The sequence below is a fragment of the Streptomyces sp. NPDC051738 genome (assembly GCF_044453205.1).
Classification (GTDB): domain Bacteria; phylum Actinomycetota; class Actinomycetes; order Streptomycetales; family Streptomycetaceae; genus Streptomyces.
Genome location: NZ_JBITCM010000013.1, coordinates 214,611 through 226,627, shown reverse-complemented (window position 1 = coordinate 226,627; position 12,017 = coordinate 214,611). Strand labels below are relative to the sequence as shown.

General features: G+C 70.6%; 9 protein-coding genes. 7 read left to right on the top strand and 2 right to left on the bottom strand.

The window, feature by feature from the left end; translation table 11 throughout:
• Positions 1–30: 30 nt before the first annotated feature.
• On the top strand, positions 31–834 hold the full coding sequence (locus ACIA8X_RS29130; protein ID WP_393455025.1) for an exodeoxyribonuclease III: 804 nt from the start codon (positions 31–33) through the stop codon (positions 832–834).
• On the opposite strand, the gene ACIA8X_RS29125 is transcribed toward ACIA8X_RS29130, so the two are convergent.
• Positions 831–1,472: a MerR family transcriptional regulator gene (locus ACIA8X_RS29125; RefSeq protein ID WP_399459534.1), complete on the bottom strand. Its 642-nt coding sequence runs from the start codon at positions 1,470–1,472 to the stop codon at positions 831–833. The genes ACIA8X_RS29130 and ACIA8X_RS29125 overlap by 4 nt on opposite strands.
• A 196-nt stretch (positions 1,473–1,668) precedes the next feature.
• Between ACIA8X_RS29125 and ACIA8X_RS29120 the strand changes: the two genes are divergently transcribed.
• The 4 genes from ACIA8X_RS29120 (at position 1,669) to ACIA8X_RS29105 (ending at position 5,350) form a co-directional block, all read left to right on the top strand.
• Positions 1,669–3,195 carry a flavin-containing monooxygenase gene (locus ACIA8X_RS29120; RefSeq protein ID WP_393455028.1) on the top strand — a complete coding sequence of 509 codons (1,527 nt, stop codon included), beginning with the start codon at positions 1,669–1,671 and terminating at the stop codon, positions 3,193–3,195.
• Positions 3,192–4,145, top strand: a complete 954-nt coding sequence (locus ACIA8X_RS29115) for an alpha/beta fold hydrolase (RefSeq protein ID WP_399459469.1) — start codon at positions 3,192–3,194, stop codon at positions 4,143–4,145. Before ACIA8X_RS29120 ends, ACIA8X_RS29115 begins: the two co-directional genes overlap by 4 nt.
• Positions 4,142–5,035 carry an SDR family oxidoreductase gene (locus ACIA8X_RS29110; protein WP_399459468.1) on the top strand — a complete coding sequence of 298 codons (894 nt, stop codon included), beginning with the start codon at positions 4,142–4,144 and terminating at the stop codon, positions 5,033–5,035. Before ACIA8X_RS29115 ends, ACIA8X_RS29110 begins: the two co-directional genes overlap by 4 nt.
• 90 nt (positions 5,036–5,125) lie before the next feature.
• A complete protein-coding gene (locus tag ACIA8X_RS29105; RefSeq protein WP_393455037.1) occupies positions 5,126–5,350 on the top strand; it encodes a hypothetical protein in 225 nt (74 codons plus the stop codon).
• Between the two features lie 158 nt (positions 5,351–5,508).
• On the opposite strand, the gene ACIA8X_RS29100 is transcribed toward ACIA8X_RS29105, so the two are convergent.
• Positions 5,509–8,769, bottom strand: a complete 3,261-nt coding sequence (locus ACIA8X_RS29100; RefSeq protein ID WP_393455040.1) for a S41 family peptidase — start codon at positions 8,767–8,769, stop codon at positions 5,509–5,511.
• Between the two features lie 166 nt (positions 8,770–8,935).
• Between ACIA8X_RS29100 and ACIA8X_RS29095 the strand changes: the two genes are divergently transcribed.
• Together ACIA8X_RS29095 and ACIA8X_RS29090 are read left to right on the top strand one after the other, a co-directional pair.
• Complete coding sequence (locus ACIA8X_RS29095) at positions 8,936–9,535, top strand: TetR/AcrR family transcriptional regulator (protein WP_393455043.1); 600 nt, start codon at positions 8,936–8,938, stop codon at positions 9,533–9,535.
• A gap of 191 nt (positions 9,536–9,726) precedes the next feature.
• On the top strand, positions 9,727–11,958 hold the full coding sequence (locus tag ACIA8X_RS29090; RefSeq protein WP_399459467.1) for an MMPL family transporter: 2,232 nt from the start codon (positions 9,727–9,729) through the stop codon (positions 11,956–11,958).
• The last annotated feature ends 59 nt before the right edge of the window (positions 11,959–12,017 follow it).

The following is a 12,017-nucleotide window of genomic DNA, read 5'->3' as shown; positions in this document are numbered from 1 at the left end:
CACCGTCCAGTGTGCCGGTAAGGTGCCCGGGTGCTCACTGTGACCTCTGTGAATGTGAACGGACTGCGGGCCGCCGCGAAGAAGGGCTTCGTGGAGTGGCTCGGCGGTACGGAAGCCGATGTGCTGTGTCTGCAGGAGGTGCGTGCGGAGCCGCAGCAGTTGCCGGAGCAGGTGCGGACGCCCGATGGCTGGCATGTCGTGCACGCCCCCGCCGCCGCCAAGGGCCGCGCCGGCGTCTCCCTCTACACCCGCCGGGAGCCCGACCGTATCCAGGTCGGCTTCGGGTCGAGTGAGTTCGACGGCAGCGGGCGGTACGTCGAGGCCGATCTGCCGGGTGTGACGGTCGCCTCGCTCTATCTGCCCTCCGGCGAGGTCGGCACCGAGCGGCAGGACGAGAAGGTCCGGTTCATGGGCGAGTTCCTGGCCTATCTGAAGGACCTGCGCGAGCGGGCCGCCGCCGACGGGCGTGAGGTCGTCGTCTGCGGTGACTGGAACATCGCCCACCAGCAGGCCGACCTGAAGAACTGGCGCGGCAACACCAAGAACTCCGGCTTCCTGCCGGAGGAGCGGGAGTGGCTCACGCAGGTGCTCGACCCCGCCGACGGCGGCTATGTGGATGTGGTGCGAGCGCTGCACCCGGACGTCGAGGGGCCGTACTCGTGGTGGTCGTACCGCGGGCGGGCCTTCGACAACGACACCGGCTGGCGTATCGACTACCAGATCGCGACGCCGGGGCTCGCCGGCAAGGCCCTCAAGGGGTACGTCGAGCGCGCGGCGACGCACGCGGAGCGGTGGTCGGACCATGCGCCGGTGACGGTGGTCTACGACCGTTAGCCCGGCGGCCGGGCCCGCTCGGTCTGCTTGCGCAGGCGGCGGTCCAGTGCCAGGGACAGTTCCGCCTCCACCACGCTCCGGGCGAGCGGGCGCAGGCGCTGGAGGTCGTCCTCGTGGGTGTGGCGCAGCACCAGGTCGGCGAACATCTCCGCCAGGTCGTCCACGTGTGCGCGGACCCGCTTGGCCGCCGCCAGGACCTCCGCGAGCGGGATGCCCTCGCGGACCAGGGCCGAGGAGACGTCCAGCAGGCGGCGGCTGACGTGGACGATCTCGTCGCCGTCGGTGCCGAGGTAGCCGAGTTCCAGGGAGGCGGCGAGGTTCTCGGGGGTGACCTGGCCCTCGAAGCGGGCGGCGAGTTCCTCGGGGGTGAGGCGGACCGGCTCCTCCTCGGTCGGCGCGGCGACGCCGAGCAGGTCGGCGACGTCCCGGCCGTGGTCGAGGGCCTCCGCGAGTTCCGCGATGCCGGTGAGGGTGTGGCCGCGCTCCAGCAGGGCCGCGATCGTGCGCAGGCGGGCCAGGTGGTGGTCGTTGTACCAGGCGATACGGCCCTCGCGGCGGGGCGGCGGTATCAGCTTGCGTTCGCGGTAGAAGCGCAGGGTGCGCACTGTGATGCCGGCCAGGCGGGCCAGCTCCTCCATGCGGTACTCGCGCTTCTCGGTCACTCCGGCACCTTAATTCGTACTGGCGGTACCCGCGGCGGCAGCCGCTGATGTAAACGAACCCCGAACGACCCCTACCGGTCGGTACGGAGCTCCTCTACTCTCCCATTGCGCCAGTGTTCACTGGCGTGGTTCCGGTTGCAGTGTTGTCGTGTTGAAGTGTGGAGGCACAGGCATGGCCGAACGCGAACATGTGCGGGTCGCGGTGGTCGGGTCCGGGTTCGGTGGGTTGGGGGCCGCCGTCCGGCTTCGACGCGAGGGCGTCACCGACTTCGTCGTCCTGGAGCGGGCCGACAGCGTCGGCGGCACCTGGCGGGACAACAGCTATCCGGGGTGCGCCTGCGATGTGCCCTCCCACCTGTACTCCTTCTCCTTCGCGCCCAACCCCGACTGGCCGCGCACCTTCTCCGGCCAGGAGCACATCCGCGCCTACCTGGAGCACGTGACGGACGTCTTCGGGCTGCGGTCGCACCTCCGCTTCAACTCGGAGGTGAAGCGGATGACCTGGAACGGCGAGCGGCTGTGCTGGGACATCGAGACCAGCGGGGGGAATCTGTCGGCGGACTTCGTCGTCTCCGCCACCGGGCCGCTGTCCGACCCCAAGATCCCCGAAATCCCGGGGCTGGACTCCTTCCCGGGCAAGGTCTTCCACTCCGCCCGCTGGGACCACGACTACGACCTGCGCGGCAAGCGCGTCGCCATGGTCGGCACCGGCGCCTCCGCCATCCAGATCGTGCCGGCCATCCAGCCCGACGTCTCCCGGCTGACCGTCTTCCAGCGCACCCCGCCCTGGGTCATGCCGCGCGTCGACCGCGCCATCAGCGGTGCCGAGCGCTCCCTGCACCGGGCCCTGCCCTTCACCGCGCAGGTGCGCCGCGGACTGCTGTGGGGTCTGCGGGAGTTGCAGGTCCAGGCGTTCACCAAGCACCCCAATGAACTCGGCCTGATCGAGCAGTTGGCCAAGCGGAACATGGGGCGCTCCATCAAGGACCCCGCCCTGCGCGCCAAGCTCACCCCCGACTACCGCATCGGCTGCAAGCGGATCCTGCTGAGCAGCACGTACTACCCGGCGCTCGCCCAGCCCAATGTCGACGTCGTCGCCGACGGGCTCAGCGAGATCCGCGGCTCGACCGTCGTCGCCGCCGACGGCACCGAGGCCGAGGTCGACGCGATCGTCTTCGGTACGGGGTTCCATGTCACCGACATGCCCATCGCGGACCGGGTGGTGGGCGCGGACGGCCGGACGCTCGCCGAGGCGTGGAAGGGCGGGATGGAGGCCCTGCGGGGTGCCTCCGCCGCCGGGTTCCCGAACTGGATGACCGTCATCGGGCCCAACACCGGGCTCGGGAACTCGTCCATGATCCTGATGATCGAGTCCCAGCTGAACTACATGGCCGACTTCGTACGGCAGTTGGACGTCCTCGGTGGGCGGGTCGCCCTCGACGCGCGGCCCAGCGCCGTGCGCGCCTGGAACCGGCGGGTGCAGGAGCGCATGAAGCGGACGGTGTGGAACACGGGTGGGTGCACGAGTTGGTACCTGGATGCCAACGGCCGCAACACCACCATCTGGCCCGGTACGACCTCGGAGTTCCGGCGGGCCACGCGGCGGGTGGATCTCGCGGAGTACACCGTTGTCCGGGCGAGCGCACAGGACGGCAAGGGAAGCAACGACAGCAACGAGAACGCGGAGGTGACGGCATGAGCCGTCTCATGCACGTGGCCTCCGGGCCGTACGCCCCACCCGTCCCCGCCCGTGAGCTGACGGCCGTGTCCGCCGACGGCGCCCGGCTGCACATAGAGGTGCACGGGCCCGAGAACGCGCCCGCCGTCGTCCTCGCGCACGGCTGGACCTGCTCGACCGCCTTCTGGGCGGCGCAGATACGGGACCTCGCCGCCGACCACCGCGTCATCGCCTACGACCAGCGCGGCCACGGACGCAGCCCGGCCGGCTCCGGCTGCACCTCCGACGCGCTCGCCGACGACCTCGAAGCCGTACTGAAGGCGACCCTCGCACCCGGCGAGCAGGCGGTGATCGCCGGGCACTCCATGGGCGGCATGACGGTGATGGCCGCCGCCACGCGCCCTGCCCTGCGAGAGCATGCCGCCGCCGTCCTGCTGTGCAGCACCGGCTCCTCGCGGCTGGTCGCCGAGTCGACCGTCCTGCCGATGCGGCCGGGGCGGCTGCGGACCTGGCTGACCAAGCACATCCTCGGGTCGCGGGCGCCGCTCGGGCCGGTCACGCCGATCGCGCGGGCGATCCTCAAGTACGCCACGATGGGCCCCGGTTCGGCCCCGCACATGGTCGAGGCGTGCGCGCGGATCGTGCACGCGTGCCCGCGCACGGTGCGGCACGCCTGGTCGCATGTGCTCGACCTGCTCGATCTCGACCACGGAGTACGGGAGTTGGCGGTGCCGACCGAGGTCGTCGTCGGTACGGCCGACCGGCTGACGCCTCCCGTGCACGCCCGCGCGCTGGCCGCCGCGCTGCCCGACTGCCTCGGCGTCACCGAACTGCCCGGCCTAGGGCACATGACGCCCGTCGAGGCGCCCGAGCTGGTGACCGGGAAGATACGGCAGCTGGTCACGACGTATGCCAAGGCCACGACGACTCCGCAGGACGCGACGTACACGCAGGTGAAGGAGGGCGCATGAGCAGGGTGAGTCTCGAAGGGCAGGTCGCCGTCGTCACCGGGGCGGCGCGGGGTGTCGGTGAGCTGCTCGCCCGCAAGCTCTCCGCGCGCGGGGCGAAGGTGGCGCTCGTCGGGCTGGAGCCGGACGAGCTCAAGCAGGTCTCCGAGCGGCTGCACAGCGACAGCGACCACTGGTACGCCGATGTGACGGACCATGAGGCCATGTCCCGGGTCGCTCGGGAGGTCAAGGAGCGGTTCGGGAAGGTCGACATCGTGGTCGCCAACGCGGGGGTTGCCAGCGGTGGGCCCTTCGTCGACTCCGATCCGGACGCGTGGCGGCGGGTCATCGAGGTCAATCTCATCGGGTCTGCGGTGACGGCCCGTGCGTTTCTGCCGGTGCTGTTGGAGAGCCGGGGGTATCTGCTGCAGATCGCCTCGCTGGCCGCCATCACTCCGGCGCCGATGATGACCGCGTACTGCGCGTCCAAGTCGGGCGTGGAGGCGTACGCGCACAGCCTGCGCGCCGAAGTCGGGTACAAGGGCGTGCGTGTGGGCGTCGGGTATCTGTCCTGGACCGACACCGACATGGTGCGCGGGGCCGATCAGGACGACGTCATGCGGGAGTTGAGGAAGCGGCTGCCGTGGCCGTCCAACAAGACGTATCCGCTGGGGCCGGCGGTCGACCGGATCGTGGCCGGGATCGAGCGGCGGTCGAGTCATGTGTACGGGCAGTGGTGGCTGCGCGGGATGCAGGGCGTGCGCGGGTATCTGCCGGGGGTCATCGGGACAGTGGGGCAGCGGGAGATGCGGCGGTTCGCGGACCGGCTGGAGGGGATGCGGACGGGGCTGGTCGGGGCGGGGGGCTCCGCCGATGAGCGGGAGCGAACTGGGGGGATAACGCCGCGTAACTGATCGACATGCGTGGGGTTATCGCCCGTGTGAATCTGGTCGAGGCCCCAGCGAGGGGTCAACCCCCCCCACTCACTACGGGAGTGAACCCACATGGGTATGAAGGACCAGTTCCAGGAGAAGTCCGAGCAGCTGAAGCAGCGCGCGCAGCAGCAGCGCCAGGGTCAGCAGGGGCGTCCGGGTCAGCCGGCCCACCCCGGTCAGCCGGGTCAGCCGGGTCAGCCGGAGCGGGGTCGTCAGCGGCCGCAGCGCGAGGACGAGCGCGAGCGCCCGACTCGTGACGATGAGGAGCGGTTCGACCAGGACTACGACCGGTAGTTGTCTGTCGTGGTCGGCTGAGCCGATGGACGCGGGGTGCCCCCTGGTTTGGGGGGTGCCCCGCGTTTTGCTTTTGGGGTTCGTTGTCGGCTGCGGGCCGGTGGGGGCTTGTCGCGCAGTTCCCCGCGCCCCTAAAAGGTTGGCTGCCCTCCCGTGCCTCAAGAGCGTGGGGGAAGCTCTGGCCTCGATCTGTTCGGGACGTGGGCGTAGCCCGGGGGCGTTGCCGGGGGGTTGGACTCCAGTAGTTTCAGGGCCAGTTCCACCGCGTCCGTCAGTTGGGCGTGTCTGCCCTCCGCCCAGTCCAGGGGGGTGCGGAGGATTTCAAGGTCGGGGGTTACGCCCTTGTTCTCGATGGTCCAGCCGTACGCGTCGAACCACGCCGCGTTCATCGGGACCGTGATCACCGTGCCGTCGCCCAGGCGGTGGCGGCCGGTCATGCCGACCACTCCGCCCCAGGTGCGTTGGCCGACCACCGGGCCGAGTTTCAGGAGTTTGAAGGCCGCCGTGATCATGTCGCCGTCCGAGGACGTCGCCTCGTCGGCCAGGGCGACGATCGGGCCGCGCGGGGCGTTCGACGCGTACGACACCGGCTGGGCGTTGCGCGTGAGGTCCCAGCCCAGGATCGTGCGGGTCAGCTTCTCCACGACCAGCTCGCTGATGTGGCCGCCCGCGTTGCCGCGTACGTCGACGATCAGTGCGGGGCGTGACATCTCCATCCGCAGGTCCCGGTTGAACTGGGCCCAGCCCGAGCCGCCCATGTCGGGGATGTGCAGGTAGCCGCAGTGGCCGCCGCTCAACTCCCGTACGACGGCGCGCCGTTTGGCCACCCAGTCCTGGTAGCGCAGGGGGCGTTCGTCGAGCAGGGGGACCACCGCGACTCGGCGTGACCTGCCCGCCTCGCCCTCCGCCGGACTGAACGTCAGCTCCACCGTCGTACCGCCGGAGCCGGCCAGCAGTGGATAGGGGCCAGTGACCGGGTCCACGGGGCGGCCGTCCACGTGGGTGAGCACCGCCCCTTCGCGGATTCCGGTGCCCGCCAGGGGGGAGCGGGCCTTGGAGTCGGACGACTCGCCGGGGAGGATGCGCCTGACCATCCAACCCTCCTCCCTGCGGACGAAGTTGGCGCCCAGCAGGCCCTGCCGGCGCTGGTAGTGGGGCGGGCCCTCGTTGCGGCGGGCGGCGGAGACGTACGCGTGGGAGGTGCCGAGTTCGCCCAGTACCTCGCGCAGGAGGTCCGCGAACTCGTCGGGGGATGCCACGCGGTCGACCAGCGGGCGGTACTGGGCGAGCACTCCGTCCCAGTCGATGCCGCACATGTCCGGCTCCCAGAAGTACGCCCGGATCAGACGGCCCGCCTCCTCGTACGACTGTCTCCACTCCGCCGTCGGGTCCACCTCGTGCAGGATGCGGCGCAGGTCGATCCACACCGTCGTGTCGATGTCGCCGGACTCGCTCGCGGGCACCCCCCGCAGGTCGCCCTCGTCGACCAGGACCAGGCGGCTGCCGTCGCCGCTCACCGCGAACCAGTCCAGATGGTCGACGAGTTCGGACTTCTTCGCCTTGCTGATGTTGAAGTGTTCGAGGGTCGGCCGGCCGGTCGTGTCGTCCGGGTTGGCGAACGTCTCGCCCAGCGCGCCCGAGATCGGCCAGCGCAGCCAGACCAGTCCGCCGCCCGCGACCGGGTACAGCGCCGAGTACTTGGAGGCGGCGACCGGGAAGGGGGTGACCCGGCTCTCCAGGCCCTCGAACTCGACGGTCGTCGTGCCGGCGTCCCCGCCCTCCTCGTCCTCCACCGGGTCCAGACCGCCGGCCGCCGGGCGGCCCTCGGGGTTGAGGGCGAAGGGGGAGGGGGTGGCCGAGGACAGGGGGACCAGGTAGGGGCGGCAGCCGAGCGGGAAGGACAGGTCGCCGGTGTGGACGTCGTAGACCGGGTCGAAGCCGCGCCAGGAGAGGAAGGCGAGGTAGCGGCCGTCCCGGGTGAACACGGGGTTCTCGTCCTCGAAGCGGCCGTTGGTGACGTCGACGATCAGGGTGTCCTTTATGCGGGCCAGCTTGATCTGGCGCAGCGAGCGGCCGATCCCCGGGTGCGACCAGGTCAGCCAGGTGCCGTCCGGGGAGAAGGCCAGGTCCCGGACCGGGCCGTTGATCGACCGGATCAGCTCCGTGACCTCGCCGTTCGAGTCCTCCGTGCCCGCGGCGTCAGCCGCATTTTCGGGCACAGTGAGGAGGAGCAGCCGGCCGTCGTGCGCCGCGATCGCGAGGCGCTCTCCGCCCGGGTCGGCGACCATCTCCAGGACCCGGCCCAGCTCGCCGGAGGCCAGCCGGCGGGGTTCCCGGTCACCGGACGCCCGGGGGAGGTACGCGATCTCGATGGCGTCCTCGCCCTCGGCGTCCGTCACATACGCGACCTGGCCGACCGAGCCGAGCATCTCCGGGAGCCGGACCCGTACACCCGGGGTGTCGGTGATGGTCCGGGCCGGGCCGTCCCGGTGGGTGAGCCAGTAGAGGCTGCCGCGTACGACCACCGCGCTCGCGCGGCCCGTCTCGTCGACGGAGATGCCGTCGATGTGATGGGCGGCCGGCACCTGGTACGTACGGCGTCCCGCGCGCGGCCCGCTCAGCCGTACGTCGAGCTTGCGCGGCTTGCTGTCCGCGGCGAGGTCGTCCACGATCCACAGGTCGCCCGCGCACTGGTACACCACCCGGGTGCCGTCGCCGGAGGCGTGCCGGGCGTAGAAGGCGTCGTGGTCGGTGTGGCGGCGCAGGTCGGAGCCGTCGTACGCGCACGAGTAGAGGTTGCCGACGCCCTCGTGGTCGGAGAGGAAGGCGATCCGGCCGCCGACGAACATGGGGGAGTGCAGATGGCCGCCGATGTCCGGGAGCAGGCGTTCGCCGTGCAGCCAGAGGCGGCCCGTGGCCCCGCCTCGGTAGCGCTTCCAGGAGGCCGGTTCGTGCGGTGGGGTGCCGGTCAGGAGCAGGCTCTTGCGCTCGCCGTCGAGGTCGGCGACCTGGATGTCGGAGCACGGGCCCCAGGGGAGCCTGCTGCCGGGGTCGCCGTCGGGGCGGACCTTGTAGGCCCAGGTGAAGTGGGAGAAGGGCTCGCCGTGGGAGGCGACGGCGAGGATCACTCCGTCGGGCGTCCAGCCGCACACCTGGGTGTCCGCCGACCCCCAGTGGGTGAGCTGCTCGCCGGGGCCGCCGTCCACCGGGACCAGATGGATCTCGGGGACCAGACTGCGCCAGCTCGTGTACGCGATGCGCCGGCCCTCGGGGCAGAAGCGGGGGTGGCCGATCTTGGTGCGGTCCACGGTGAGTCGCCAGGCGCGGCCAGGGCCGTCGAGGGGGGCCAGCCACAGGTCGTCCTCGGCCACGAAGCACAGCAGGTCGTCATGGAGGTGCGGCAGGCGCAGATAGCTCACGTCCCCATGCTTTTCCCATGGACGTACCTGAGCAACTCGTGACATCTGCTCACGTAAAGGCGTCGAGTGAGTCAGAACACGAACGAAACCGTTTCGTTTCGCACGCAGGGTGCGCTATCGTCGTGGTGTACGAAACCGTGTCGTTCGGAGTGGGAAGGTGAGGACCGTGACCGAGGCGGCAACAGCACGGCGCAGTCGTATCACCCCTGAGCGCGAGGCCGAGTTGTACGGCGCCGTGCTCGACCTGCTCCGCGAGGTCGGCTACGACGCCCTCACCATGGACGCCGTGGCGGCCCGCACCCGGTCCAGCAAGGCGACGCTCTACCGCCAGTGGGGCGGCAAGCCGGAGCTGGTGGCGAAGGCGATCCGGCACAACAAGCCGGGCAACATCGCCGACGTCGACACCGGGACCCTGCGGGGCGACCTGCACACCCTCACCTCCCGTGAGGACGACTGCGCCATGCAGCAGAACGCCGCGCTGATGCGGGGTCTGTTCATGGCGGTGCACGCCAACCCGGACCTTCTCCAGGCCTTCAAGGAACTGCTCATCGAGCCGGAGATGGAGGAGTTCCACCGGGTGGTCCAACGGGCCGTCGACCGCGGCGAGGTCCGCGCCGACTGTCCCGCGCTGGACTACGTGGTGCACATGCTCGTCGGCGCGTTCGCCACCCGCACACTGATCGACGACCGGCCGCCGACGCAGGCGTTCCTCATGTCGTACATCGACGCCGTGGTCCTCCCCGCCCTCGGCGCACCCGTCGACTGATGAGTCCCGTCAACTGACGAGTCATCCCCTCAGCCGGCGAGTCCCCTCAACTGACGCATCCCCGCAGCCGACGAGTCCCCCTGGCTGACGGGTTCCCCAAGCAAGCCCTCCACCTGACGTAACCGCTCACGTCGTCGGGCTGATCACCCCTGCCCAGAACCAACTAAACGACCTGACCGGGAGTCGCTCTCGTGGCCACGTTTCTCTACAAACTCGGCCGGCTCGCCTTCAGGCGACGGCATTTCGTCGCCCTCATATGGGTCGCGCTGCTCGCCCTCGCGGGCGTAGGCGCGGCCAGCGCCCCCAGCGCGGGATCCAGCTCCTTCTCCATCCCCGGCACCGAGGCGCAGAAGGCCTTCGACCTGCTGGACCAGCGCTTCCCGGGCGGCAGCGCGGACGGCGGGACCGCCCGGGTCGTCTTCAAGGCGCCGGACGGGGAGAAGATGACGGACGCCGCGAACAAGGCGACCGTCAAGAAGACCGTCAAGGAACTGTCCGACGGCTCCGAGGTCGTCTCCGTCGCCGACCCCTACAAGGCGCACGCCGTCAGCAAGGACGGCACGATCGCCTACGCCTCCGTGCGCTACGAGGTCCCCGGCATGGAGCTGACGGACGCCAGCAGGGACGCCCTGGAGGACGCCGGGCAGCAGGCGCGCGACGCCGGACTGACGGTCGAGATCGGCGGTGACGCGCTCCAGACGACGCCGGAGGCGGCCTCCTCCGAGATCATCGGCCTCGCGGTCGCCGCGGTGGTCCTCGTCGTCACCTTCGGCTCGCTGATCGCGGCCGGTCTGCCGCTGCTCACCGCGCTGATCGGCGTCGGCATCGGCGTCTCGGTGATCACCGCGCTGGCCAACGCCCTGGACCTCGGCTCCACCACCTCCACCCTGGCCATGATGATCGGCCTCGCGGTCGGCATCGACTACGCCCTGTTCATCGTCTCCCGCTACCGCGCCGAACTCGCCGAGGGCCGCGACCGCGAGGAGGCGGCGGGCCGCGCCACCGGTACCGCGGGCTCCGCGGTGGTCTTCGCGGGTCTCACGGTGGTGATCGCGCTGGTCGGCCTCGCGGTCGTGAACGTCCCGATGCTGACGAAGATGGGTGTCGCCGCGGCGGGCACGGTCGTCATCGCGGTACTGATCGCGCTGACCATGGTCCCGGCACTGCTCGGCTACGCGGGCCGCAAGGTCAAGCCGGCGGGCGCGAAGGGCAGGCTCTTCGGGGGTGGCAGGAAGAAGGCAGCCGCCGGAGCCGATGAGCCGGCTTCCGACAAGCCGAACATGGGCACGCGCTGGGCGAGCTTCGTCGTACGCCGTCCCGTGGCCGTCCTCGTGCTCGCCGTCCTCGGCCTCGGCGCCGCCGCCCTCCCGGCGACCTCCCTCGAACTGGGCCTCCCGGACGACGGCTCGCAGCCGACGTCGACGACCCAGCGCCGGGCGTACGACATGCTCTCCGAGGGCTTCGGCCCCGGCTTCAACGGCCCGCTCGTGGTGGTCGTCGACGCGAAGTCGAGCGATGCCCCGAAGGGCGCGGTCACCCAGGTCTCCGACGAGATCAAGGGCCTCAAGGACGTCGTCACGGTGACGCCGGCGACGTACAACAAGTCCGGCGACACGGCGACGATCACCGTGATCCCCGACTCCAAGCCGTCGTCGGTCTCGACCGAGGACCTGGTGCACTCCATCCGTGACGCGGGCACCGGGATCGAGGCGGACACGGACGCGAAGGTGCTGGTCACCGGCACGACGGCGATGAACATCGACTTCTCGCAGAAGCTGAACGACGCCCTCGTCCCGTACCTGATCCTGGTGGTGGGCCTCGCCTTCCTCCTCCTGATCCTCGTCTTCCGCTCGATCCTGGTCCCGCTGAAGGCGGCCCTCGGCTTCCTGCTCTCGGTCCTGGCGGCCCTGGGCGCGGTCGTGGCGGTCTTCCAGTGGGGCTGGCTCGCCGACCTCTTCGGCGTCCAGGAGACCGGCCCGGTCATGTCGATGATGCCGATCTTCATGGTCGGCGTGGTCTTCGGTCTTGCCATGGACTACGAGGTGTTCCTCGTGACGCGGATGCGTGAGGCGTACGTCCACGGGGAGCGGCCGACCCAGGCCGTGGTGACGGGCTTCCGGCACAGCGCTCGGGTCGTCACTGCGGCGGCGATCATCATGATCGCGGTGTTCTCCGGCTTCATCGGCGCCAGCGAGTCGATGGTCAAGATGATCGGCTTCGGCCTCGCGATCGCCGTCCTCTTCGACGCGTTCGTCGTCCGCATGGCCATCGTCCCGGCGGTCCTTGCCCTCCTCGGGAAGAGGGCCTGGTGGCTGCCGAAGTGGCTGGACCGTGTGCTGCCGAACGTCGACGTGGAGGGCGAGGCCCTGCGCACGGAGGCGGAGGCCGACACGGACGGGGAGCGGGAGCTGGCACGCGTCTGACGAGCCGCTTCTGAGAACAGACCGGCCGGTGAGGGCTCCGTGGGGACGGGTTGCCTTCA